The following is a 24,537-nucleotide window of genomic DNA, read 5'->3' as shown; positions in this document are numbered from 1 at the left end:
AAGCTTAAAAGGTTTTGTCGTATTCTTTTTTAATGGCAGCTGCAATTTGTGCCTTGCTCATAGCTGATAGGTGCTGTACAAATTTTGTATTGCGCTTACTCACGAGTTTGGAAGGTAGATAAGCTACCAAGTCGTCCATTTCAGGTTCTTGTAGTACTCCTCTAATAAGGACGTTTTGCGTGCGAGGATGAATATCTGCAAGGTGTTTTAATCTTCCGCGTCCTAGTTCAACCCACATCTCCAGAAACTTCTTAGTTTCAGCAGTGTTCGCCATGATGTTAAAGCCTGCATTTGGTAGAGTCCATCTGCGCAGCTCATAACTCAATTTGAAATTGTGTGAGAAGTATAGTCCAGCTCTATCAGATCCATCTTTTTGGAAGAGTATTTGTTTGCCATTTGGCATGTAATCCTCAATAATCTGCTCTACAGATAAATCATACATGTCATGATAGATTAGGGTATCTGCATCTACCATCATAATGTAATCGGCGTCTGATTGAGCTTGATGCTCTATCAACATTTGAATTCTACTCCATGTAAAGGCCATGTCAGGTAGAAATTCTCTTTCATAATGGAAGAATTTGTAATTGTGCTTCTCAGCATATTTCTCCCACATAGGTATGGAGTATTTGGTGTAAATTTCGATGTGGTTGGTTGCCAACATCAGAATGTCTACCTTTTTCTTATTTGCAGAGTTTATTTTCCTGATCACGTTGCTTCGCTGTTTTTTAAAATCAATGTTGTTGAGATTTTCACTTACTTCCAGATAGCTCGAAAATCTAACTTGCAATCTTAAATTCCTGCAAATCTATGCTTACTGATTTTAGTAGAAGTATAATATCTCTTCTTAATTGAATGAATGCAAATATAATTTATACGAATAAGCCATAAGTTTGCATCAGAATTACATTTCCAATTGACGAATTCATAAGGATGATTAAAGCTATTTTTTGTAATAACCTGGATCGATCGACCGACAGAAGAGAACATATGTCCAATTTGTTTGAATCTCTAGGAGTAAAAGATAATGTGTATCGGTTTCAGGCATTTCATGGAGCTACCATTGATAATCCAAATAACTTTCAGAAAGGAAAGATTGGAAATTTAACTTCTCAAATGGCTATCTGGAAATACATTTCGATGCAGGAGGATGGTTGGTACATGATCATGGAGGATGATATTAAACTAAGAGATGAATTTGATCCTTCAATATTTATGAATCAATTGGAAACAGCTATCAGCCAGTTTCCATCTGGAATACATGCCGTACATCTTACTCGAAACCAGAATAAGTTATTTGATAAGAAATTTGATGGTAAACCTGGGCCATATAAACTTCTAGGGCATTTAGGTCATCAGGAGATTCGTAAATGCTCATTGATATTTCCATGGTCTACACTCACAGGGGCTTATTTGTTTAGACCTAAGGCTGCTTACAGGGTGTTTAGATATGCTTATTATTCCATCAAGTATGCTAAAGTGTTGCCATTCAAGAAATTCAATACAGATGTGTTGATGGTGAGAGGCTTGTACACGACACGTCATGGAGCAATGGTTCAAGCGTTCATTCAAAACGATTTCCATGATGAAAGTACTAATAGTGTATCTGTATTGCATGATATAACTACCAATTCCAAAGATGTTAAAGTAGAGATTTATCCTACTCTGGATTACTTTAAAAATGATGCCCACAAGAGACTAAGTCCCTGGTTTGAGTAAGATGTGCTATTTGAAAAGATGAATCCTATCTCTAGCCCTCAGATATCGGTAATCGTTCCTGTGTATAAGGCTTCTCAGTTTCTTGAGCAATGCATAGAAAGTATTCTTAATCAATCCCAGGATGGTATTGAATTAATTCTAGTGAATGATATGTCTCCTGATTCAAGTGATGAGGAAATATGTCTTCAATATGCATCTAAGTATGCGTCGGTGAACTACATAAAGCATGATGAGAATAAGAAGGCAGGTGGAGCAAGAAATACAGGGATTTTAGCAGCTAAAGGTAAATATGTAGGTTTTGTAGATAGTGATGATTGGATAGATTCTGGCATGTATGCAGAGCTATTCACAGTAGCAGAGCGAACGAATGCTGATTTTGTGCAATGTTTCTTTTATCGCGAAGATGGAGAGCGTAAGAGGCTACAGAAGTTAAAGTCCTTCAGATTTCAAGCTGATAAAATGCATGCTGTTAATGCACTGATATGGAATAAGCTATTCAGAAGAGATCTATTTATTAAAAATGATATCTTTTTTCCAGAAGGTATTTCTTCGGAGGATATTGCATTAATGTCTAAGCTGAGCTACGTTATAGAAAAAGCTCCATTAGTAAGAAGGGCATTTTATCATTACAGGGTCAATAGGGAAGAGGCTACCACTTCCGATTTCTCAAAGTTGATGGAGGATTTACCTGTTGTATTTCAGGATATTTGTGATTTTTTGAAAAAACATAATAGGCTTGATGATGATCGTTTGTTTTACGAAAGGAGAGTCTTGAAAAGTATCAATCATCATTTAGACCGCTTTCTGAAAAGTAGTGATGCTTTTTCTGAAAGTAATGATGCTAAAATTCAACAGCAACTTTCTCGTTGTTTAGCTTTCTTGAGTGTAAAGAATATTCCAGCTAATATTAGCTTACGAGAAACCTTTAGTATGCTCAAATCATACAAGCGGACGATAGATCGGAAAGTGTTCTTTATTGAGTTGAAATATGCCTTTAGGTCAAAAAGAAATACAATAAAGCAATAACGAGTAGTCCAATTGCCAGGAAGAAGGCGATTTTCACATTGCTTTCATAGCCTCTGTTCCAGGGAACAATATTTTCAGAATCATACAAGTCCTTCTTGCTATCGAGATATTGCTCACTTTGATTGTCTTTTTCAGCAGAATAGATGATTGAATTATTTGGTAGCTCTTCATAGTAGGTCTGAAAGTCTTTTGATTGATCAAGAAGATTTCTGAATTCATCCATTTTCTCCTTTCCAGGCTTTCTTTCACTAGGATCACCAAACACAGTTTCTGTTACTGCGCGCATATAAATAGGTGGCCCTAACTGAAATACGCTTCTAGTGCTTATAAGATTTCTTTTTTTAAGATTTAATTCAATTGCTTTCAGGAAAATTGGGTTTTCCTTGCAGCTTATCATGATGTCTTGAGAGAAATCTGCATCCCTGTGTGTAGGTAAAATGCACTTTGTCCCCTCTTTGATGATTTCATCGAAACTAATGTTGCAAAACCTATCAATATCTACGTAGACTCCTCCTTCTTCATACATTTTAAGTAGTCTCCATAGATCTACTTTCTCCACGATCTTTTTGTTCCTAATTTTAAAGTAATCCCATTTAGAAAGTCTTTCTATTATGTACTCTTCTACGTCTTGATCATCACTAATTTCCAGTTTATAGCCTGGATTGATTTTTTGCATGTTAGCAATGCCTCTGGTAATTAATGGCGAAGGGTTAGAAAGGATATCCTTGTTTTTCCAGGAACAATGAATGACTTTGGGTATTTGATGGTGATTAGCTAAATCAAGAATAATTGGCATTGGCTAGTTTTTAATTAATAGAGGTATTTGTAATAAAAAAGTAAAGAAGGATTAATTATCGCTAGTGCAAGTTAAGAACTTACTGAAATCTACGCGCGATTAATTTATTAAGAGATGTTCAGACGTCTTAAATGCACTTCTTTAAATGAAGGTAATTGATAGCATTAAGTTGAATTTTAATAAGTGTAGAGACTCAATTAGTTGATGATTTTTAGTCTGTTGGCATACTGGTCAAGTAACCTGAATCTTATTTGGTCATCATATTCACTATCCAATACCTGTGAAATAAAGTTTTTTCCATTTTGTGCGATCTGTTGGCATAAGCTGTCATTGGATTGAGCCCATTCCAATAAATCCTCAAGGTTGGATAAATCGTCATTCAGTTCAAGGTAATGTTCCTGAGGGTTTAATTTTTCATCCATAGCCCAGGAAGTCCATTTGGGTTTAGGCATAATTAATACCGAATTGGAAAATAAAGTCCATCGAATATTGCTCGCTATGTCATTGCCTTGAAGGCTTACAATGAATTTAGATTTCAGTTGTTCAGCAATGGATATTGTGTTTTTCTTAAATGGCTCAAGGTGAGGTTTTTGTTTTACATTGGAGAAACCAATGTCATAGTTATCAAAATACTTCTTTACGAAGCTTTCTCGCGTTTTAGAACCAGTAGTAGCTCCACGCCAGATTACGTTGTTGTTCTTTTTATTCCATGGAATGTCCGAGCTAGATACTTCCACGCAAGGAGTGTTAAATCTTAATGATCTCAGATCATATAGAGTGCTTGTTTTATCGGTAGTTTGTCTGGCTTTCCTGATGATAGGAAGTGTTCCTGTTTCACCATGTTCCCCATAGAAAATAGGAAATTTAACATTTTCAATGTTTGTTTCGAACTGATCGAATGGTCTAAAGAAATCAATTAGTGAGTGTAGGTCTCGGTACTTGTTGTAAAATGGTAGAGTTCTGATGTCTCTGATCAGTGGTAAATGCATTAAATTCTTACAATACCAATGAAGAAAACTGTTTTTAAAATCTTTGTAAGAGATGTATTTGACTTCCTTTTTAGTCCAGGAGTTTAGATTTTGAACAGATTCTAGAAGGTTTAAGTCCAATTCAATTGTAGACTTATTATTTAGGTAGTATTCTATTCTTTCCTCTGGGTCAATCCATTGAGATTTGTCTATCTTCTTCTCTTGCATGCTGCATTAAAATAGCTCACAAATTTAGGTAAACTTTTGGTGCTCGAATCAAGTAATTGGTTGGAATAGCTATTGAATCCCAATAAGGTCTATTTTTGCATTCCAAAACAAAATTCATCGAAGTGCGAATACTTAAAGAATTGCTTAGACTTACCAGAGTCCGGCATACTCAGCCCCAAACATGGATAAACAAAATAGGGCAGAAACCTTCCTCGAAAGCAGTCATCTCGCTTTCCATACTTCCTGCTCGTTTTAAGCACTTTGAGCCTACGTTGAATTCAATTACTGATCAGTCAGTATTGCCGGAAGAAATCATTATTAATTTACCAAGGCATTTTAAACGGGATAAAACCAATTATGAAATTCCCGATTATGTGACGAATCATCCGTTAATTCGAATTAACTGGATTGAAGAGGATATGGGGCCAGCCACGAAAGTCTTGCCGACACTAGACTTGTTTAAAGATGATCCAGACAAGTTGATCATTGTATTGGATGATGATCAGATTTATTCGAAAGGTATGGTAGAGAATTATGTGAAAAATTCTGAATTACTTCCTGATGCAGCGCTTACATTGTCTGGTTGGACAGTGCCAAAATCATTTGATCATGGTGATAAGGTACAATTGTATGGAGCCATAGTTCGGGCCTATCGTCTAGACAATTCCGTTAAGGAGCCGGTTAGAGTTGATTGTTTGCAAGGTGCTGCAAGCTTTGCCGTGAAGCCAAAGTTGTTTGATCAAAGAGTTTTTGATTTTGAAACTGCTCCAAAGGAGGCATTTTTCGTAGATGATATTTGGTTGAGCGGAAATTTGGCTTGGTGTAAGAGTCCCGTTTATGTTGTTCCAGCGCCATTTAGATTTGGGAGGTTCGTGTCCTTAAGGCAATCAACAAAAGTTAGTCTCTCACGTACTGTAAATTCGGACAATTCGAATAATAACACCCTGTATCGCTATTTTGAAAAAGAGTGGTGGTCGTTGAATAAAGATAAGTAAACATTAACCTGTTTGTAATGAGTAAGAAAGTATTGGTAACTGGAGCTGCTGGATTTATTGGTTTTCATACTGTTAAAAAACTTTTATCAACTACAGATTATCAAATCATTGGTTTAGATAATATCAATGATTATTACCCTATGACTTTGAAGTTTGAACGTTTAAAGGCTTTAGGTATACATCCAGATTTTATTCGTTACCGGCAGAAAACTGCTAGTCGTCAGCATGATCGTTTTGAGTTTATCAGAATGGACTTAACGGACGAGAAGTCGCTTCAAGACCTATTTCATAGTTCCAACTTTGACTATGTCATTCATTTGGCAGCTCAAGCAGGTGTTAGATATAGTATAGATAACCCTAATGCCTACATTCAGTCCAATGTAGTTGGTTTTAATCATATTCTGGAAGCGTGTAGGACTTATCCAGTTGAGCATCTCGTGTATGCAAGTAGCTCAAGTGTGTATGGTTTGAATGAGGAACAACCTTTCTCTATCCATCATAAAGTGGATCAGCCAGCGAGTTTATATGCCGCTACAAAGAAAAGTAACGAGCTGATGGCTCATACCTATAGTCATTTGTTCAAGATTCCAACAACGGGCTTAAGGTTCTTTACGGTATATGGGCCATGGGGAAGGCCAGATATGGCTCCAATGCTATTTGCTAAAGCCATTATGAATAATGATCCGATCAATGTTTACAATAATGGTAAAATGGCTAGAGACTTTACCTATGTGGATGATATAGTGGATGGTGTTTGTAAGGTTGTGGAAGCGGTAGCACCCGTAAATGAGAAGGGTTTGCCATACCGTTTATTCAATATTGGAAATAGCAAACCTGTTCAACTTATGGATTTCATTGATGTACTTGGTTCAGAACTTGGGAGAGAAGTTAAGATGAACTTCATGCCTATGCAAGATGGTGACGTAGTTAGCACATTTGCAGATACTTCTGAGTTAAAAGAAGCTGTGGGCTATCAACCTAAAACTTCTATCCAAGAAGGGGTGAAGGAGTTTGTAAGTTGGTATAAGGAATTCTACAAAGGTTAGAGTTAATTAATTGACAAATTGGTTAATTGATTTCTTTCTAATTGAAGGAGGCTATCCATTTCGTCAATCATCAAATCTATTTTTTCGGTAATGAATACTGGTGCATCTTCAAAGTTAGCTAAGAGGGAGTCAATTTGTTCATAAACATGTTTTTCATAGTGCGAAGCACTGTCGTTGAAGGAATACTCAAGAGCATGTTTCAAATGCAATTTTGAGTATTTAAGAGCAATTCTTGATAGCTCTAGTTTATTCGATTCAGCATAGCGTTCGGAAACACGAAGTTCAGCTAATGACAAGCTGGTAAGTGCGAACTCAAATGCATGATTTAGGTCTTCATTTACAAGTGTGTCATTTTTTATTTCTTCATAGATATATTTTAACTTTTCAATTGCCTCATCTACTATTTGACTAGTATTTAGATCAACATCAGTTTCAAGGTATTTGATGCTTTGTATCGCTTGATCTAGGTGATACATGCTGCGATTGTGATCAGCTTCTTTAGTATAGTAGTGTCTGACATTATTAAGATGGATGTCAGGCTCTGTAGAGTATTCATTAAGGCTTGGATGTTCTGATTCGTAACTGAAATCAAATAGTCTTATTATGTGGAAAGTACTCATCAGGAAAATAAGCATTCCAAAGTTGGTGATAAACTTAAGTTTCATGGCTCACTGTGTTAAATGGATGAGCTAATCTAGGGGTACATTATGTAGTAATTCTGTATTTTAATTAGTACAGATAATGATTTTTGGCAGGCTCGAAATGTGGTGAGTCTAATCAATTAGAGGTAGTGGTGGATATTTGGTCTAGATCGTGTAATCAATGATATGCTTGTATGCAGAAACTACCTCGAAGTAATCCAGCATCCCTTCTGGTAGTAGTAATTCCCATGCTGTTAAATCCAAAGCTCTTTTTTAAAGGCTAAATTAGATTATTCTGACATTCCCCACAGATTCTCGGATTGATCCTTGATCCAATTGATCCCAGAAATACAGATTGATCCTTGATCCCAGAACTGTACTTAAATACTGTACTCCACTAACAAAAAAAAGCCCTGATTTCTCAGAGCTTTTTTGTTTTTGTTCGTCGGGGCAGCAGGATTCGAACCTACGACCCCCTGGTCCCAAACCAGGTACACTACCGGACTGTGCTATGCCCCGAACAATGCGTTTTTACAGCTTTTCTTCCCTTCTGGCTATCCCTTCGTTGTAAACGCGGATGCAAATATAGAACATTTTTGAAGTGAAAAAAGAGTTGGTGAAAAAAAATGCAAAATTCTTTTCAACCAATTTGAAAATATAATTTCAGATAAAACGTAATATTGGAATAAGTATAAAAAATATTTATATATTTACATTTACAACAACCAAGCAATGTTATGTTTCAGCTACAATTAAAGCCTGCCAGAGTGAAACTCTTGGCAGCTGTGCTATTTTTATTTCTTCTGAGTTTATTTAGTTCTTGCAGTGCTTCTCGCAATCCAAGAAATTACTCATGGAATGATCTTAAACACTCTAGAGAACTTGATGCTAAAAAAGGGAAACAGCTCAAGAAACTTCAGAAGCCATATGCCAAAAGGTATAATCACTAAATAGTAAATTCATATTCCGCATTGATTAATATAAGGTAGTTACGCTTTTATGGTGATTAGAGCTCCTTCTCTTCTCAAGTGTCTTCTTATCAGAGATAGATAAGAAAATGGATTTTCCTGGGTCTATTGTTCGTAAAATATAACCCAAACATTTAAAAGTCAGGAAGATCTTGTAAAGCCTTGTGCCTAAATCAAGTTTTAATTTCAGTCCGATTTTAACTACACACTGCAACCGGTTATAATGAAACTTACTTGGGTTATGGGTGAGGAATCGTATTTGGAAGGATAAGTCTTGCTGATTTAGGGTGCGGTTTAATTTTCAGATAATCAAAGGTGCCGATGTACTCCCCATCTACCTGAAAGTTAACCTTTTCTTTTAATTCAATTTCACATTGATCTGTGCTCAAAACTTCGAACATCATTTTATCTGAATTCTCCTGGGTGTCTTGAAACAGGTGTCCAAATATTGATTCTATCGAGAGTTCATTCATTAAGCACAATTCGAACTTTCCATCATTCACTTTTCCTTTTGGATTGATTTCAAAACCAGTTCCATAGCGTTGACTGTTGGCAATGACTAAAAAGCTGGTTTCAAACTCTTGAGCTGATCCATCAATGATTATTTTGGCCTTAAAAGGTTGATTGATTGCAGGTAGTTCTTTAATTGCGCTTATAGCATATCCAATGAATCCACGACGGTTCTCTTCTTCGTATCGTTTGACAAGCGTGGCATTCAAGCCCAAATCAGCCATATGTATCATAGGATTGTCATTGATCATAATAATGTCAAGCTCGGTCCTATGGCTGTTATCTAGAATATCTAAGCAATTTTCAATGCTTATTCCCAGGTCCGTAGCCAAGCCATTTGCAGAACCTGAAGGTATAATGGAGAATTCTATGTTTCGATCCACTATGGGCATCAGGAGTTGATTGATGGTGCCATCACCACCAGCAAGAAAGACCATGTCAGGTTGATATGCTTCTAATTCTGACTCGAGATTTTCTTTATCTTTCTTACCAGTGGTCTTCCAAATTTTGTAAGAAAGATTGCTGAATTTTTGGTGAATGTCATCGATTAATCCTTGCTTATCTGTACCTCCAGATACCGGGTTTATAACAAAAAGGTGTTTTTTCATCTTATCATTAAAGACTTATGCGTGAAATCAAACCAACACTTAAGGTATATAAACCTGTCGCTGGTACTAACATAACATACGTTATGGGGCATGTGTTACGATCACCAGTAAAGAAACGTGATAAAATCACTACCAACCCCTTCAAAAATGCTCTTGAAATGATACGTAGGTATCGGGTGAAGGGGATGAAGAATGAAGAAGTACAGATTGAATTGCCGGATAAAATTGAGGTGATTCAGACTGACAAGAATGGGTATTTTGAAACGGAGATTAGAGGGGTGACCAATCAACAAATAAGAATCTCAATTCCGCAATTTGCCATTTCAGAGCAACTTGACATTACTGTTGCTAATAAAATTGAAAAGATAATTGTATCGGATATTGATGATACGATTCTTGTTTCTCACTCTACCAGTTTATGGAGAAAACTGTATTTGTTGTTGACCAAAAATCATCAGCGAAGAAAAGCATTTAGAGGTACCGAAAAATTTTATCACCAGTTAATGGGTGAAGGCGGACAGCTGTTTTACGTGAGTAGCAGTGAATGGAATCTCTACGATTTTTTAAATGATTTTATGAATTACAATGAATTGCCAGAGGGGGTTCTGTTATTACAGGATATAAAGAGTGGTATTCGTGATTTGGTGAAAAGTGGAGGTGGAAGTCATTCTCATAAAAAGGATAAGATAGAACGTCTTTTAAGAGTATTTCCTGATGTTAAATTTGTTCTGATTGGTGATAGTGGACAAAAGGATCCATACATTTATCAATCGATCGTGCGGGAGTATCCAGGAAGAGTAGAAGAGGTATATATTCGGGATGTTCGAAAATCAAAAAGAGACGAATTAGAGATCTTATATCACAGCCTTAAAGATCATGGCGTTACCTTACAGGTACTAACCAAATAGCACATGAATATTGAACATCAAGAAGTCGATTCTAAAGGTAGCTTTTATGTAAAAGTTGATGGAATCAAAAAAGCTGAAATGACCTACACCTGGGCAGGGGAGGATCGAATAATTATTGATCATACGGAGGTTCATGACAATTTAAGAGGACAGGGGGTAGGGTTTCAAATGGTTGAAGCTGCAGTGGGCTTTGCTCGAGAGAAGCAGATTTCAATCGTGCCATTATGTCCATATGCCAGGTCGGTTTTTAAAAAGCATTCAGAACTTAATGATGTGTTGTGAAGATTAAAGAATATTCTAAAGGTGAAACCACAGTGGTTTGGAAGCCTGATATATGTATCCATTCAGAAAAGTGTTTTCATGGATTACCCAAAGTCTTTAACCCTAACCAACGACCCTGGGTAGATATGGATGGAGCAGAAGACGAGGCTATTCGTAATCAGGTAGCTAAGTGTCCTTCGGGAGCACTGAGCATTAATAATGCCGAAGAGGAACTTCGTACTACAACAACCATAGAGGTGGCTGAAAATGGTCCTTTGCTAGTAAATGGAATTGTGAAAATAAAAACAGCCTCAGGGGAAGAGCATAGGACATCAAAGTCAATAGCGCTTTGTCGCTGTGGTGCTTCATCCAACAAGCCATTTTGTGACGGTTCGCACAAGAAAATAGAGTTTAAGGGTTAGTGAAGGACTAACCCTTTTGAATTGTTTTAGAGTACTGGATTGACAGTATATCCCTCTTTTTTTAGTAGTGAGATTATTCCTTTCTGGCCTGTTAAATGCGCTGCTCCAACTCCATAAAAAGTGCTTTTGTTTTTAGATATCTCGCTAATCAAAGGAACCCAGTTCTGATTTCGCTGATAAAGAAGCATGTCCAGGTAATTAGCCATTCCAGGGCTTTCTGCCATCAATAGTTCTAATTTGTCAAGGTCTTCCTCTTGATAGGCTTCCATCATTTGACTGTATTCTTCTGGATAGTCATCTTCTAGTAAATCCATGATCCAAACCATTTGATCTTCAAGAGGCACATTGTCAAATAGTCCCATTTGGAATTCTACGGTTTCTAGCCCTTTTATTTCTTTTTTGGATCTTATTGCTTCAGTTTTTATTAACTCTTCTACGCCGTTTGGGGCATCGCACGATATGCGTTTAATCAGAATCATTCCCATCAATGCAAAAGGTTTTAAAATGCCTAACTGCTCTAGACCAGCATTGTAGTTTGCAACTAAGAATTCGTTAAGTTTCTTTTTGTCCTCATCTGTCAGTTCTGATGAGAAGTTCTTCATGTCTTTATTTACTGCGAGTTGTTGCATTTTGGTAGTCATGGCAGGATCATCCATGTCCAGCTCCAGATAAACCTGATCTGAGTTTGCAAGCGCTGACTGTACCTTGTCTTCCAGTTCATAATCTGAGCACATAATATGAATAGTGCCAAAAATGTAAGATGGTTTGTCTAATCCATTGCCAGAAATCTTCCAGAGCAATGATTGATCCTGAGCTTCTGCCGTAAAAGATACTGCGGCGATAAAGATGCCTATTAGTGTAGTTATTGACTTTTTCATAGAGTTTTAACTATTAGTTAGTCAAAGGAACCTAAATATTACAGTTTGCCTGATTTTTTTAGCTCTTCATATTCCTGACGGATTTCATCATTTTGGCTTTTGATCTCTTTCTTGTTGTTTTTAGCGCCAATACTGCTAACCACACCGCTGAGTAGCGCCTTTCCCCAGTAGTTGAAAATTGATTTTGTCTTATCCCGTTCATGGAATATGTTCCCGTCTCTCACAAATATGAAGTGTGGATTTTTGGTATTGACCACAAAGGTGTTGGCAAAGAAGGTTTTCAATGAAGCACCAAAGCCCTTCGTGTCATAGCTTTCCTGATTCAGAACGCTAATTTTTAGGTCATCATAGTAAAAGGTCATTTCACCCAGAGCATATTCTTCATTTGCATCGAAATAGAAATTTATACTTTTAGAGGCGCCACTTCGTACAGATACAAATGCGGTATTCTGTAGGAAATCATTAAGCTCTGTCAAATCCATGTCTCCAACAGAACCACGAAGCGTATATTGATCATCTGCAGAGGTTAAGTCAAAATCTACACTTAAGTCAAAATTTCCAGTTTCTAATAAAATGCCATTCGCGTCAAAATTCATATGGTGATTAACTAAAAGTTGAAGACTATCATTGGTGAAATTGGAGATTCGTGCATCAATCTTTTGGAAATAGAGAGTTCCTGGTAAAGTTCCAGTTTCGGAGAATTCAGAATGAGAGACAAATGCATTGTATACTTTAATTGAGTCGACAATTATTCGCATTGGAGCTTTAGCCATCAATGTTTGAGGAAGTGCCTTGTATTCTCCTTCTTTTCTGGGAATTCGTTTATCTCGATGTGTATCTAATGTGAAGTCGGTTACTGAAAGGGACTCCAATAATATTAGGTCATTAGAAATGAGTGAATCAATTTCGAATCCGGAAATGTTGATGTTTTGAATTGAGCCATCAAACCAATCTTGCTGATAATCTATTTTGCTCTGAAATTCACCTTTATTATATATCGGGATCAGTTTGATATTTGAAAGATCAATAGTTTTGTTCACATGATTGTATGAGTATTCAGACAGATGCAGCTTGTAAAGACTGTCAGGTAATGTATACTCAAATTCACTACCACTGATATCCAGTGATTTGAAGAGATGATGAGAAAACTCTACTCGGATCAATGAATCGTAAATAAACCCTTCTACTTGCAGGTTAAGTTTATTGAGGAATATCGAGTCTCCGAAGTTGAGATCACTTTTATGCAATCCAATATTTCCATCTAAAACAGATAGATTGTTGATTTTGATGTTCGGTGGATTGCTGGGCTTAGTTCTATCTGATTGATTCTTGATACCATATTTTACGATGGGTTCATGCAGTATCAACGAGTCCATATTGAACCATCCATTGTCTAGAAGATGCTCAGTAATCAGGCCTTTGACTTTCATGTTTGGAATATGCAAATCGAAAATATCAGAGTGCTTAAATGCTACATCATGTAAGCTAAAATTACCGGCATGCGTATCTATGATGGAATAACCAATTTTGATACTGTCATCCAATTTTTTTACTCCAATTACAGTTTGTTTTGCATCAAATAAATAGTTCTTCGCATAGAATAGGTTGGAATCATTCAGCATGTCAAAATCATGAATTAAGACATCAAAATCACGTGAGGTTAATGAGAAGCCTGTTAGGTTGTTTTGGAAATTTAGATTACCACCTCCGATATTGAATGATTCGAAGCTTATCAAATCTTTAGGCTTCTTGTTTTTTCCTTCTTTTTTAGGAGTTTCTATAGTGATCTTAATATCAGGTTTGGTTAGGAACCCAGAACTGAAAGAAATCTCCTGATCATTGATCAGTTTGTGGAAGTTTAGTTGTCGTAATTTGAGTTCACTCGAATGGATCTTATAATGATTAAATGCACTGTCCAGCGAATAAGGCATGAAGCTTAAGTCATGAATATCTAGTGTAGAATCATTCTGAGAGATGGAGATCCTACTGCCTGATAACCCATGATGCAATTCCGTGAATGATATATGGATGGTATCTGCTTGAAAGTCAATTCCGGTAAAATATTCGTCGATAATCGTGTCATAGTGGAAGGTGCTCAGTGTAGTACTGATACTGTCCATATGAGAAATGATGCGATTATTCTTGATTACATTCACCTTACCTCGATCCAGACGGACTTGTTTAAAGAAAGTCTTATGAATCAGGTTGTTTAGTTTATCCGTATTAAGGTCGCTTTTTTGGTCCAGGTTGATCGTGAAATGAGGGCCATGAACAACAAGTGAATCAAAAATAATGAAGCCAGAATGTAGTAGACTGTCAACCTTTAATCCGTTAATAACTAATGTATCTATATCAATAGGAGTAGAGGATCCCTTTATTTGACGTATTCGATAAAGCTTGTTGTGGTAGAAATTAGAGTCAATCTTTACAAGACCCACTTGAATGTTGTTTTCTAATGTCCCTAAAAATAAATCTGAAGATTCTATGTAGTTAGTTTTCCAGTATTTTGTGAAATCATCGTTTTGCAAACTGTCATTAGGTATGCTGATCTTGCTGAGTTCTGTACTGAAATCGTTTAATGAGACCTTCTGATTTTTGAGATTTAAATCAATCTGGCTCTTGTCAATGTTGAGTTGATCTATGGATATGGAGTTAAGAAATCCTCTTTTATTCGAATTTTGAGCTAAAGCTAAATATCCAGAAAGGTCCGGGGAGGAAAGTTGAATTTGATTGGCTCTAATTTCGTGTTGCAACCAAAGTGATCGAAAATCTAATCCGGCGACACGTATTTCAGGAGCTTTAATAGAAAGATGACTCTTGACTGTGTCGATATTTAGTAAATCCATTTTTAGATCTGAAAAAACTAAAATGGAATCTATTGAAGAAGCTTCAAAATGTGTTATGCTAAAAACTTTAATAGAATCTTTAGTGAACAAATTTGTGTGTTCGGCGACCATACGAAATTGTTCAAAGTATTGATAGTCAAATGGCTTTTGTAAAAAAGATGAATCTAGATGGAACTCATGAATTTCTACATTTAGCTTTTTTGAATTAAAGTATTTATCGTCCTCTAAATGGTGCTGATAATGAATGCTGCCTTGATCGATCATCATTTTCCCAACATCCACTCTATTAAATAGGGTGAATAAAAAGGGGAGTAGGTCTTTGTTGGAGTTTTTTCGTTTACTTCTGGCAATTTTGATTTTTGGATTTAAGATTCTAATGGAATCCAGTTTCAATTTATTTTCGCGATAAGCAGACTTAAAATCAATCCCTCTAAAATTCAGTTCTGGAATATCCAAAATATATGTGTTGTTCGCATCAAGTGCATTTGGTCTTGGATGAAGTTGAATATTCCTGAAAAGGATATTTTCCGATCGAGTGGATATGTCAAGAGAGCCTACATTTATTTCATGAATGCTATCAGCTAAAAGAAAATGTTGATTGGTAAGTCGTAAGGTGATATTGTCAGTAAATAAAAATTTGCTGCTGTTGCCCAGGCTGTCCAGGTGAAATTGACTCACACCAAGATCAATTTCTTTCAATAATATTTCAAATTCTTTGTCTCTTAGGCTCTTATACTTAACTGTCGCATTAGAGATGCCTAAGCTATCTATCTCCAGACTAAACAGGCTTTTCTCAATTAACTTAATCAAATCACCAGACTCAATTGAAAGTGATGTTTTCGTGGTGTCTGAGGCATTTCTGAGAATATTGATTTTGGGATCTGAGATTACGATGTGCTCAAACGAAATGGTTTTGTTCCAGTAGATGTCAAAGATCGATTTGAAAGCTACTTCCAATTTGGGAACCTCTATCTCATAAGATCTTTTTAAGGTGTCAGCATTAATCGGAAGAAACGCGAGATTTTCTAAAGCGATATTTTTTTTGAGAATGGAGATATCAATTTTTTCATAAGAAACCTCATACCGATTATTTGTTTGCTTACGTACAGCTTCTTGAACCAGCGTATCTGCGATTTCAGGTCCATAAACATAAACTAGGTAATAAACTGTGCTTGAGGCAATTGTAATAAACAGCAGAAGGCTGATGCGGAATATGATAATTCTAAGGCGTTTATTACTAGCGGACATCGGGGTGAAAATAGTTCAATTCTGGGGAATTTGAATATTTTCTGAAATGATATTTGTTTAATTATTGTTGGTAGGAATTGGTAATTACGTTATATTTCAGGTAATGATCATTCTGATCAGCGGTGGAAAATAGGGCTACACTTTCTCAGGTGTGGCCTTTTTTTATCAATTGATATAAAAAATCTTCTCAAATCCCGTTTATTTATTTGGAATACTATCAAATGATAGTATATTTGAGTCATATAGATAGTGAGTATCTATTTTCCATAGCTGGTTCTTAATGAGGGAGGGTTACAATTAGTAACCCTTCTTTTTTATAGGTAAATTTCTTATTTTTATATCCAGTTACATTTTTCAATGGCAATAAACGATCGTATATCAGATTTAATCAGTGATTTGCAAACGAATCCAAATTCCTTTGCAGATCAAATTGGTGTGAAAAGTCCTGTGATTTACAACATCATAAAAGGACGTAGAAGTAAGCCTAGTTACGATCTATTGCAAAAAATCCTCATTACATACAGTGCTATTAATGCTAATTGGCTCCTAAAAGGTGAAGGTCCTATCTGGAAAGAAAACAAGGATAGTATCGCTCTTGATCAGGGATATGAGAGCATTGAAAATAGAATTGTCAGTCTGGTAGAGAATCTTCGTGGAGATTTGGGACTTAACCCGTCATTGGAAGAACTTTCAGAATTAATCAAGACTCTTCTGAAAGAAAACATGCATCAGAGAAATAAAATCCAGGCGTTGTATACCAAGCAGGATAAAATTCTTGAGTTACTTAGAAACAAACTTTCTTTAGATCTATAAGAAAGATCTTTCTTTTCTATTCTTTAAAAATGTATTGATTATTGAATTATACCTCAGAGGTGAGGTGGAGTTCATTGATTTCTCTTGCAAGAAGTACTTTGGTTCTTCTCTGCCGATACACCATGATGGACAAGATGATCAGGAAGAATGAAGCAGTTCCACCAATTCCGAATTTGGCTAAACGCTCTGTTTCTTTTTGCTCCATGTCCGCAGCTAGAAGGTCGTAGTATCTATCGGTTAAGAGTTGGATGTTGTATTTTTTATCTAATTCTGTGATTTCTTTCTGTTGAGCAATGTATTCTTCAAGCTTTTCGCTGTACTTTTCTTTGTATTCTAATGCTAACGCAATGTTGCCTTGTTGTTCATAGGTAGTACTGATCCATTGATAAATACTATAGGTTTCTGCATTATTTGTATAAGATGTTTCAATTATTTCAGCAGCATTTAGAAATTGATATAGTGCTAGATTCAATTGATTATTGCTCAAATAAAGTTCTCCTAATTGTTGTCTCCCTCTGAAAACTCTGAAATTCAGTTTTTTTTCTAAGCTATAAGTGATAGCCTGATTCAAATAGTTGATTGCTAAATTAGTTTTTTCTTTTTTTAGTTCTATTAAAGCTAAATTGTGCAACGCGAATGCGTACATTTTACTATCAGAACTGGGGTCATTATCCAATATGAATTGATAGCAGGCTTCTGCATCTTTGAGGTTGTTAAGATTCATGTGAGCTATCCCTTCTTTATTCTTAAGTTGAATTTGAGTGTTATAATCAAGTTCAAAATTTGAACGTAATGAATCAATTGTAACTAAAACTTCGTCATATTTTTCTTCCTGGATCAATATATAAATAAGATTGCTTGTCAGGCTAATGACTTGTTCTTCACTTTTGTAGGTTATGCTTAATTCAATTCCGTCTTTTATAAATTGTTTCGCTAAATCAAAATGTTTGTAATCTGCAAGTATGGTCTCCAGGTTTTTATGCATAGATATGACAGAGGGCTTTATAGAAAGATCCTCACATAATAAGCCCATACGACATCCTTCAAGGTAATAGATAATTGCATTACCAAAATCATCAGTCATTTCTGAAACATACCCAAGAATGTAATACAATTTAGTTAAATGGTAATAGTCTTGCTGCTCCTTGGCTTTATCTAAAACCTCATTGCCAATTATTTTTGTTTGTTCATAGTCATTATTCTTATATGCATCAATAACCAAGGAATAGTCAGAGGCTAAATCTGAACCATACCCAGTTAATAATGAAAAGAAAAACAAAGCAATCGGTGTTAAATACCTCTTCAAATCTAAATTTATTTGTACTTTATGCCGAAGATAAAAAAAAGTCGTGATTAACATCACGACTTTTTCGATGAATTCCTTAAATCAAAACGTTTTATGGAATTATCCATTTGTTCCATCTACTGGTGGTGGATCCTTCTTTTGTCCAGCTTCACCATTTGGATCAGTTTCATTAGCATTTACTGGTGCACCTATTTCGGTATTTTCTAGTAGTTCATCCATTGTTTCATCCTGTGAGCAAGCGCCAAAGAAGATAGTAGCTGTAAATAATACTAGTGTTGAGAATCTTTTAAATCTGTTCATCGCGTTAAAATGTTTTGTTGATAATTGGTTTAAATTTACAATGTACGAAATTGTTGAATACCGTTAGTATTGAACAATTTAGCCACACTTAAAAACCTTAAAATCAGATTTTTATAAACACAATTAATGTCATGTTAAGACGCTTATCCACAAAATCCATTGTTAACGGGCTGATGCTTGTTGCATTTACTGTTTTAGTAGTATCCTGTTCATCCAAAACTGATAGTTGGGAGTCATTCGGTGCTGAAGTAGTAGTTGAAGAAGTGCCGGCTACAGCTGAAGTATTACCTACTATTTCTACAAGTGATACTGTAGATGTAAAATTCGTAGCAACTATAGATGAAGTTTGCCAGATGAAGGGCTGTTGGATGACTCTAAAGTCAGATAACGGAGAGCGAATCAGAGTTACCTTTAAAGATTATGGATTCTTTGTGCCTAAGGATGCTGCCGGTAGAGAGGTCATTATTGACGGTATCGCTTCTTTAAAGGAATTGGATGAAGAAACGGCAAAACACTTTGCTGACGACTCAGGAAGAGAATTCAATCCGGAAACAGACATGAAAGAAGTATCTATCGTTGCTTCCGGTGTTTTGATCAAAAAGCCAAATCAGCTGTAAAAGCTTTTTTGTTTCTTTTTCATAAATAATTGTCTAAAGCTATTTCCAGACAATGCACCCAAAGCACCAGCGATGGCACCTAAGAGGCCAGTCAACACAAGTAGGAAAATCGGGTCATCTAAAGGGAATAGCTTTACTATTTTTTCAGAAAGAATAGATTCTGTCTGTACATCAATCAACCATGCATAGGTCATCCATAGAAGACCGCCTCCGAGAAACCCAGCAATAAATTGATTGATCCCGTTCCCAGGTATCCCGAAACCTACTAAAAAGGCCACCACAATCAAACTCCACCATGGAAGGTAAAGTGCTGATAGATATGAAACGGATAAAATAAGAATGATTCTAGCGATTAATTTCATATCTATTAGTTGCCTTTGATAGTTTGAGTGAAGATGACTTTGTCACTGGAAGAAACATCGCTTCCAAACAGTAATTCATAATAATTGGCTGTTGCCCAATTTTCGATCATATGACCATATAAAGGACTTCCAGGGTTTCCTGTCTGACTTCCAGGATAGACACCCCAGGCTTTTGTGCCATTCGGATCCATTTCTACAACCATTCTCCAGGACGGGCCATGTCCTTTGCTTGCTGCATTTACAATACTGGAGTATCCTCCAACAGGAACTTCAGAGACTGAGAAAGGATCTAGTCTTGCAAGGTGTTTAACTGTAGTGTTCTTGAATTTATACCAGCTATTATCTTCACCATTTTGATCTACCCAGTGATCCATTGAGTCTAGAGCAGCATTAAATGTGAGTTTCATTAAATCACTGGTTGATTCTCTTTTCGAAGTGCTTAAAATGTCAGCAAATAGGAATGTTGAATCTTTTTTGAACTCATGAATGGTTACGTACTTATTCGGTCGATCCACTTGTATACTTACTGTATCAAATTCGTCCCAGGTATTTTCATACAAAATGTCCCACCACAATTGATATGCGCTCGGTGCTTTTAAATTCGGAGCATTGAAGTAGTCCCAATCACTCAATGTTTTGTAGTAATTCCACTCGCGAGTTGTAAATCGACTAGTATCCAAATGGGATAACATCATTGGTAAACTTTCAGAAGCCATATAATTAAAGTTGTCATTCTGAAGTTTCATCATGTCCTTAGGAAGTATGTTGTCCAGAATTCTCAGGCGGTCATTGATTCGTCTACCTCTATAGTATTCATAATTATGATCATATACATAGTATGGGTATAGTGAATCCACTGGATGCTGGTTGGCTGAAGTCAGATAGCCTTGCTCGGGATTTTTATCATATAGGTATTGATCAAAAGGGATATAGTTCTTCCATTCATGGTCAATACTTGATCCATCCATAAGGAATTTCCCTTGTTCTTTCCATTTAACTGGGAATTTTCCTGGTAGCCAAAGGGCAATATCTCCATTTGATGCGCCAAAAATGAAGTTTTGAGGTGGCCCCTGAAATTTCTTCATCGCTTTTACAAATTCATTGTAATTAGAAGCCTTGTTGATATCGTACATGGCATCAAAAGTGGTGCTCGGGAAATGAGCGATCCACTTCATGGCATAATTACGCTTCTGATTATCTCCTTTGAAGTTTCTGTCATAAACTACAGGGCCATGATGAGTATAGATGATTGTGTCATAGACAGTTTTTCCATTCGCTAGTTTGAACTCCTCAATTTTCTTTTCAGTCTTGAACCATTGATTATTATAGAGGTATTCATCTCTACTTTCATCACGGAATTCAATAGAATACCAATCTACCTGGTCTCTTGGTGAGTTGGTTACACCCCAACTTATGGAATCATTAAATCCGATTAACATAATAGGAGTTCCTGGAACGGTAACACCCATTACATTTTTGTTTCCATCATTCAGGTGGTAAGCGTACCAGATTGATGGTAAAGTCAACTCCAAATCGGGCTCATTGGCCAGTAATACATTGCCATTTTTTGTTTTAGATGGAGCAACAGCAAAATTGTTACTACCATTAAGTGGATGCGGTTTGTCAATTGTTGCATCTGTCGTAATCAATGGAAATTCAATATCTGGCTTTACTGCTGGGATAGGTTTGAAGTCCCATTTGCGGGATTTTCTGATCACTGGATCTAAATTTCCTAATTGTTCTGGATAAAGCACGTTAAACAAATCTTCACCGAAAAGTTTTAACGCATTAGTGTTTTCCAGGTCGGATTCGCCTTTTGATAAGGTGTTGCTGAGCATGGCATATGCTAAGCATGTTTTTAATGGTGTCCATTCTTCAGGTTCATAATCCATCAGTTTAAACTCTACTGGATAATCACCATATCCCATTTTGTTGATATAGGCATTCACTCCATCACTATAGGCATTGATCACTGCATGTAGTTCAGGGGAAGATTTGGTTTTTTCATAGAACTCAATGGTCATTCTCTTTAGACCAATGCGCCTGTTCATTTTATCAAAATCCAGAATAGCAGGGTTGTCAATTACTTCTGAAAGTCGTCCTAAAACCAATCTTGCGAAGAAGTCCATTTGCCACAGCCTGTCTCTTGCAGTTAGATATCCCTGAACCATGTGTAAATCATGTTCATTGGCTGCGTAGATGTGAGGAATTCTCATCTCATCATAATATACTTTAACAGTGCTCTGAAGACCTTTGATGGACAACTCTTCCAGATAGTTGATACCTGGCTCTTCAGCATTTTGCCAAAAACCTTCGAAAGGGCTCAGTAATTTTCCCAAGGGAGGAGTGGAGCCGAACTTGGTGTTCAAAGAAACTCCAAATGCTATGGTTAGCGAGACAAAAAATAAGAATCGAAAAGTCTTCATTCAGCAGGGTTAAATCTAAATCTATACAAAGGTAGTGTGGCGGTGGAGTTTGAACCTTTGCTCCCAAAAAGGAATTATATCGGAAAAATATTAAGAAAAGATCAGATTGCATACTTTTGAGACAATTGCCATGCAGGATAATTCAAAATATCTCAAAATTTGGAAACCTTTGATAGATCGGATGACAGCTATGATGCTTTTTGTAGTGCTGTTTCCAGTAATGATCTGCATTGCGGTGCTATTGAAAATCACTGGCTCGCCGGTAATCTTTAAGCATTCTCGCCCAGGTTATAACGAGCAAATTTTTGAGTTGTATAAGTTCACAAGCATGAAGAATGGAGAAATCACAAGAGTTGGTTCTATTCTTCGAAAGTCTTCGCTGGATGAAATACCTCAGTTGATCAATATCATTAAAGGAGAGATGAGTTTTGTTGGACCCAGGCCACTTTTGCAAGATTATTTGAGTGATTACAGTGATGAAGGGCGCAAAAGACACCTTGTGAAGCCCGGAGTAACTGGTCTTGCACAGGTTAATGGTAGAAATGCGCTTACTTTGGAAGAAAAGGTTGAATTAGATTTAGAGTATGTTCAAAATGTAAGTTTCCTATTTGATCTGAAAATTCTATTTAAAACTGCTGTAAGAATCTTTTATTTCCATCAGGCAGATTACCATTCATTTGAATTACACCAACATTAGTGAGTAAATCAAGAATCTATTTATCTCCACCGTACACTGATTTTTCGGATTTGGATGCGATATCGGATGCCATCAAAAGTGGTTGGATTGCACCAATAGGGCCACAGCTCAATCAATTTGAGGAGCAGCTTTCTTCACAGTTTGGTTTTTCCAATGTTTTAGGTGTTACATCAGGAACTTCAGCACTTCATTTATCCATTCGGCTAGCTGGAATTCAGCAGGGTGATAAGGTGTTGGTTGGGACTTTTACCTTCATCGCAGTAGCGAATGCGCTTTTGTATGAAAGAGCTGTGCCGGTTTTTATCGATAGTGATGAGGATAACTGGAATATGAGTCCTGAGTTATTTAGAGACTATTTATCAAAACATGAAAAGCCAAAAGCTGTTATTGCAACTCATATATTCGGAATACCCGCAAGAATAACTGAAATCAAGTCTATCTGTGACGAATACGATATTATTCTGATAGAGGACGCAGCTGAAGCATTGGGTAGTAAGTACCAGGATAGGTCAGTTGGTAGCTTCGGAAAATATGCAGCTCTTTCATTCAATGGTAATAAGATCATTACTACCAGTGGTGGTGGAGCTTTGCTGTGTCAGGAGTCGGGTTGTCGTGAGCGTGCCTTGTTTGTAGCTACTCAATCTAAGGATGATGCGGATCACTTCTCGCATTCTGAAATGGGCTTTAATTATCGCATGAGTAACCTCTTGGCAGGATTAGGACTTGGTCAGTTGTCTAAGTTTGATTGGATACTGCAGCGTAAATTCGATATTCACCATGCCTATCGTCAAAAGCTTGAAAAATCAGGAGTGAAGTTCTATGAGGAAACTCCAGACCAATACTTTAACCATTGGATTACTCCCGCCATCATTGATGGTGTTCATCCTTCGGATGTATTAAAGAAATTCCAAGAACAGAATATTGAAGTTAGAAGATTTTGGAAGCCGTTGCACTTACAACCTCTTTGCGCTAAATATGATTCGATAGGAGGAGAGGTAGCAAGTAATCTCTTTGAAACGGGAATCTGTTTGCCTGGAGGAGTTGGAATGACCGAAGAGGATGTTGAGCGCGTATGCTCGGTACTACTGTCTCTTTGATGGTTTGGGTTTTGGCTTGAACATGTCTTTAGAAAGGAAGATTTCTAGTTTCAAGTTCAAGAACAAGTAAGCATCTTTGTTGTTGGACTCCCCGCGTGCATTACCCGCGGTTAATTGTGCGTAAGCTTCTTCATTTATTACTCCTATTTCATCTTTTCGATTACTGAGAATTTCTGTGGTTGCATCAGGATAAGACTCCGGGAAATTTCCAGAAACATCGTCCAGATAGTCTGAGAAAGTATATCGGTAAGCTATTTCAGTGATGAAGTTTACATTACTGTTCAGTTTCCATTTAAGACCAGCGGCAGCAGGAATGATCAGTGTTAAGCGACTATATTCCTTGTCTTCAGTTTTGAGTTCATAGAGGTTGAAATACGTTTCTCCCAACTTTGCTTGAGGGCTGATAAAAGTTGTTCCAATACCTATAGCTAAATATGGATCCAATCCCCAGCGCTTGTGATATACGCCTCGATACTTTCTTAAATAAAACACACCTTGTACGGTAGCTTCATAATTGGTTGACTCAAAAGAAAGGTTACGCTGTTTCGCGAACGAGCTATCTGGAGCATGCTTGTCATGTCCTCGGATACTGTATCTACTCAGTTCTACTCTGGCTGATAGCTTACTAAGAAGTCTTACCTCAGTACCAACAGTATAATTGGAGACTTCATTTTGAAAACTACCATTGTGTTTGAGCTCTCCTCTATATGACGCAAATCCTACTCCAGCGTATGCAGAATAGTAACGATCATTTAAAGTAGCGGATAAGAAGTTTTGTGCCAGAACTGAAGTTGCTAGCATTAAAAAGCATACACCAAGAAGTACCTGTTTCATCATCCTTCTCCAAAATA

23 protein-coding genes and 1 tRNA gene are annotated in these 24,537 nt (G+C 36.7%); 11 read left to right on the top strand and 13 right to left on the bottom strand.

All coding sequences use genetic code 11. The features are described from left to right. Positions 1-4 precede the first annotated feature (4 nt). Positions 5-712, bottom strand: a complete 708-nt coding sequence (locus NXS00_RS04955) for a glycosyltransferase family protein (RefSeq protein ID WP_258098007.1) — start codon at positions 710-712, stop codon at positions 5-7. A gap of 221 nt (positions 713-933) precedes the next feature. Here NXS00_RS04955 and NXS00_RS04950 point away from each other — a divergent pair, with 221 nt between their 5' ends. Continuing rightward, positions 934-1,719 carry a glycosyltransferase family 25 protein gene (locus tag NXS00_RS04950; RefSeq protein ID WP_258098006.1) on the top strand — a complete coding sequence of 262 codons (786 nt, stop codon included), beginning with the start codon at positions 934-936 and terminating at the stop codon, positions 1,717-1,719. A gap of 18 nt (positions 1,720-1,737) precedes the next feature. Further along, a complete protein-coding gene (locus tag NXS00_RS04945) occupies positions 1,738-2,745 on the top strand; it encodes a glycosyltransferase (protein WP_258098005.1) in 1,008 nt (335 codons plus the stop codon). Here NXS00_RS04945 and NXS00_RS04940 read toward each other — a convergent pair. Next, the gene (locus tag NXS00_RS04940; RefSeq protein WP_258098004.1) at positions 2,714-3,541 is read right to left on the bottom strand and encodes a glycosyltransferase family 32 protein; all 828 of its coding nucleotides are present in this window, start codon (positions 3,539-3,541) and stop codon (positions 2,714-2,716) included. The two genes, NXS00_RS04945 and NXS00_RS04940, sit on opposite strands and share 32 nt — an antisense overlap. 197 nt (positions 3,542-3,738) lie before the next feature. Beyond that, on the bottom strand, positions 3,739-4,737 hold the full coding sequence (locus NXS00_RS04935; RefSeq protein WP_258098003.1) for a glycosyl transferase family 90: 999 nt from the start codon (positions 4,735-4,737) through the stop codon (positions 3,739-3,741). A 122-nt stretch (positions 4,738-4,859) separates the two neighbouring features. Between NXS00_RS04935 and NXS00_RS04930 the strand changes: the two genes are divergently transcribed. Both NXS00_RS04930 and NXS00_RS04925 read left to right on the top strand, forming a co-directional pair. Further along, positions 4,860-5,732, top strand: coding sequence for a glycosyltransferase family A protein (locus NXS00_RS04930; protein WP_258098001.1), 873 nt, complete (start codon positions 4,860-4,862; stop codon positions 5,730-5,732). Positions 5,733-5,749: 17 nt separating this feature from the next. Further along, entirely contained in the window at positions 5,750-6,778 is a 1,029-nt protein-coding gene (locus tag NXS00_RS04925; protein ID WP_258098000.1) for an NAD-dependent epimerase/dehydratase family protein, read from the top strand. Between the two features lie 2 nt (positions 6,779-6,780). On the opposite strand, the gene NXS00_RS04920 is transcribed toward NXS00_RS04925, so the two are convergent. The 3 genes from NXS00_RS04920 to NXS00_RS04910 all read right to left on the bottom strand — a co-directional run bounded on the left by NXS00_RS04920 (position 6,781) and on the right by NXS00_RS04910 (position 9,505). Next, positions 6,781-7,443 carry a hypothetical protein gene (locus NXS00_RS04920; RefSeq protein WP_258097999.1) on the bottom strand — a complete coding sequence of 221 codons (663 nt, stop codon included), beginning with the start codon at positions 7,441-7,443 and terminating at the stop codon, positions 6,781-6,783. 421 nt (positions 7,444-7,864) lie between these two features. Then, positions 7,865-7,938 (bottom strand) — tRNA-Pro (locus NXS00_RS04915). A gap of 688 nt (positions 7,939-8,626) precedes the next feature. Continuing rightward, positions 8,627-9,505 (bottom strand): diacylglycerol/lipid kinase family protein, encoded by an 879-nt coding sequence (locus NXS00_RS04910; protein WP_258097998.1) that lies wholly within the window; start codon positions 9,503-9,505, stop codon positions 8,627-8,629. Positions 9,506-9,522: 17 nt separating this feature from the next. On the opposite strand from NXS00_RS04910, the gene NXS00_RS04905 reads away from it, so the two are divergent. The 3 genes from NXS00_RS04905 to NXS00_RS04895 are packed head-to-tail and all read left to right on the top strand — an operon-like array spanning position 9,523 to position 11,096. Next, positions 9,523-10,413, top strand: a complete 891-nt coding sequence (locus NXS00_RS04905) for a phosphatase domain-containing protein (protein ID WP_258097997.1) — start codon at positions 9,523-9,525, stop codon at positions 10,411-10,413. Between the two features lie 3 nt (positions 10,414-10,416). Beyond that, entirely contained in the window at positions 10,417-10,695 is a 279-nt protein-coding gene (locus tag NXS00_RS04900; RefSeq protein WP_258097996.1) for a GNAT family N-acetyltransferase, read from the top strand. After that, positions 10,692-11,096 (top strand): (4Fe-4S)-binding protein, encoded by a 405-nt coding sequence (locus tag NXS00_RS04895; RefSeq protein WP_258097995.1) that lies wholly within the window; start codon positions 10,692-10,694, stop codon positions 11,094-11,096. The genes NXS00_RS04900 and NXS00_RS04895 overlap by 4 nt, the downstream gene beginning before the upstream one ends. Before the next feature lie 26 nt (positions 11,097-11,122). Here the strand turns inward: NXS00_RS04895 and NXS00_RS04890 are convergent, their stop codons facing one another. After that, on the bottom strand, positions 11,123-11,974 hold the full coding sequence (locus NXS00_RS04890) for a TraB/GumN family protein (RefSeq protein ID WP_258097994.1): 852 nt from the start codon (positions 11,972-11,974) through the stop codon (positions 11,123-11,125). A gap of 38 nt (positions 11,975-12,012) precedes the next feature. Next, complete coding sequence (locus tag NXS00_RS04885) at positions 12,013-16,068, bottom strand: AsmA family protein (RefSeq protein ID WP_258097993.1); 4,056 nt, start codon at positions 16,066-16,068, stop codon at positions 12,013-12,015. A 357-nt stretch (positions 16,069-16,425) separates the two neighbouring features. Between NXS00_RS04885 and NXS00_RS04880 the strand changes: the two genes are divergently transcribed. Further along, complete coding sequence (locus tag NXS00_RS04880) at positions 16,426-16,881, top strand: hypothetical protein (RefSeq protein WP_258097992.1); 456 nt, start codon at positions 16,426-16,428, stop codon at positions 16,879-16,881. Positions 16,882-16,927: 46 nt separating this feature from the next. On the opposite strand, the gene NXS00_RS04875 is transcribed toward NXS00_RS04880, so the two are convergent. Both NXS00_RS04875 and NXS00_RS04870 read right to left on the bottom strand, forming a co-directional pair. Further along, positions 16,928-18,244, bottom strand: a complete 1,317-nt coding sequence (locus NXS00_RS04875) for a tetratricopeptide repeat protein (RefSeq protein WP_258097991.1) — start codon at positions 18,242-18,244, stop codon at positions 16,928-16,930. A 42-nt stretch (positions 18,245-18,286) separates the two neighbouring features. Continuing rightward, positions 18,287-18,487, bottom strand: a complete 201-nt coding sequence (locus tag NXS00_RS04870; RefSeq protein WP_258097990.1) for a hypothetical protein — start codon at positions 18,485-18,487, stop codon at positions 18,287-18,289. Between the two features lie 131 nt (positions 18,488-18,618). Between NXS00_RS04870 and NXS00_RS04865 the strand changes: the two genes are divergently transcribed. After that, on the top strand, positions 18,619-19,104 hold the full coding sequence (locus NXS00_RS04865) for a DUF4920 domain-containing protein (protein WP_258097988.1): 486 nt from the start codon (positions 18,619-18,621) through the stop codon (positions 19,102-19,104). Here the strand turns inward: NXS00_RS04865 and NXS00_RS04860 are convergent. Beyond that, positions 19,095-19,466, bottom strand: a complete 372-nt coding sequence (locus NXS00_RS04860; RefSeq protein ID WP_258097987.1) for a hypothetical protein — start codon at positions 19,464-19,466, stop codon at positions 19,095-19,097. The genes NXS00_RS04865 and NXS00_RS04860 overlap by 10 nt on opposite strands. Before the next feature lie 5 nt (positions 19,467-19,471). Continuing rightward, positions 19,472-21,892 (bottom strand): penicillin acylase family protein, encoded by a 2,421-nt coding sequence (locus tag NXS00_RS04855; RefSeq protein WP_258097986.1) that lies wholly within the window; start codon positions 21,890-21,892, stop codon positions 19,472-19,474. Between the two features lie 130 nt (positions 21,893-22,022). Here NXS00_RS04855 and NXS00_RS04850 point away from each other — a divergent pair, with 130 nt between their 5' ends. Continuing rightward, positions 22,023-22,589: a sugar transferase gene (locus NXS00_RS04850; RefSeq protein ID WP_258097985.1), complete on the top strand. Its 567-nt coding sequence runs from the start codon at positions 22,023-22,025 to the stop codon at positions 22,587-22,589. Then, positions 22,589-23,686 (top strand): aminotransferase class V-fold PLP-dependent enzyme, encoded by a 1,098-nt coding sequence (locus NXS00_RS04845; protein WP_258097984.1) that lies wholly within the window; start codon positions 22,589-22,591, stop codon positions 23,684-23,686. Before NXS00_RS04850 ends, NXS00_RS04845 begins: the two co-directional genes overlap by 1 nt. On the opposite strand, the gene NXS00_RS04840 is transcribed toward NXS00_RS04845, so the two are convergent. Then, positions 23,672-24,523 carry a DUF6089 family protein gene (locus tag NXS00_RS04840; RefSeq protein WP_258097983.1) on the bottom strand — a complete coding sequence of 284 codons (852 nt, stop codon included), beginning with the start codon at positions 24,521-24,523 and terminating at the stop codon, positions 23,672-23,674. The genes NXS00_RS04845 and NXS00_RS04840 overlap by 15 nt on opposite strands. Positions 24,524-24,537: the final 14 nt, after the last annotated feature.

This window comes from Marinoscillum pacificum (genome assembly GCF_024714495.1).
Lineage (GTDB): Bacteria > Bacteroidota > Bacteroidia > Cytophagales > Cyclobacteriaceae > Marinoscillum > Marinoscillum pacificum.
Note: the sequence above shows the minus strand (reverse complement) of the source record. Positions and strands in the feature narration are given on the sequence as shown.

Coding starts and splice junctions, on each gene's coding strand:
- NXS00_RS04925 (WP_258098000.1), top strand. CDS start 5,750: ATGAGTAAGAAAGTATTGGTAACTGGAGCTGCTGGATTTATTGGTTTT.
- NXS00_RS04890 (WP_258097994.1), bottom strand. CDS start 11,974: ATGAAAAAGTCAATAACTACACTAATAGGCATCTTTATCGCCGCAGTA.
- NXS00_RS04910 (WP_258097998.1), bottom strand. CDS start 9,505: ATGAAAAAACACCTTTTTGTTATAAACCCGGTATCTGGAGGTACAGAT.
- NXS00_RS04950 (WP_258098006.1), top strand. CDS start 934: ATGATTAAAGCTATTTTTTGTAATAACCTGGATCGATCGACCGACAGA.
- NXS00_RS04850 (WP_258097985.1), top strand. CDS start 22,023: ATGCAGGATAATTCAAAATATCTCAAAATTTGGAAACCTTTGATAGAT.
- NXS00_RS04900 (WP_258097996.1), top strand. CDS start 10,417: ATGAATATTGAACATCAAGAAGTCGATTCTAAAGGTAGCTTTTATGTA.
- NXS00_RS04920 (WP_258097999.1), bottom strand. CDS start 7,443: ATGAAACTTAAGTTTATCACCAACTTTGGAATGCTTATTTTCCTGATG.
- NXS00_RS04865 (WP_258097988.1), top strand. CDS start 18,619: ATGTTAAGACGCTTATCCACAAAATCCATTGTTAACGGGCTGATGCTT.
- NXS00_RS04840 (WP_258097983.1), bottom strand. CDS start 24,523: ATGATGAAACAGGTACTTCTTGGTGTATGCTTTTTAATGCTAGCAACT.
- NXS00_RS04855 (WP_258097986.1), bottom strand. CDS start 21,892: ATGAAGACTTTTCGATTCTTATTTTTTGTCTCGCTAACCATAGCATTT.
- NXS00_RS04945 (WP_258098005.1), top strand. CDS start 1,738: ATGAATCCTATCTCTAGCCCTCAGATATCGGTAATCGTTCCTGTGTAT.
- NXS00_RS04940 (WP_258098004.1), bottom strand. CDS start 3,541: ATGCCAATTATTCTTGATTTAGCTAATCACCATCAAATACCCAAAGTC.
- NXS00_RS04935 (WP_258098003.1), bottom strand. CDS start 4,737: ATGCAAGAGAAGAAGATAGACAAATCTCAATGGATTGACCCAGAGGAA.
- NXS00_RS04860 (WP_258097987.1), bottom strand. CDS start 19,466: ATGAAATTAATCGCTAGAATCATTCTTATTTTATCCGTTTCATATCTA.
- NXS00_RS04885 (WP_258097993.1), bottom strand. CDS start 16,068: ATGTCCGCTAGTAATAAACGCCTTAGAATTATCATATTCCGCATCAGC.
- NXS00_RS04880 (WP_258097992.1), top strand. CDS start 16,426: ATGGCAATAAACGATCGTATATCAGATTTAATCAGTGATTTGCAAACG.
- NXS00_RS04870 (WP_258097990.1), bottom strand. CDS start 18,487: ATGAACAGATTTAAAAGATTCTCAACACTAGTATTATTTACAGCTACT.
- NXS00_RS04905 (WP_258097997.1), top strand. CDS start 9,523: ATGCGTGAAATCAAACCAACACTTAAGGTATATAAACCTGTCGCTGGT.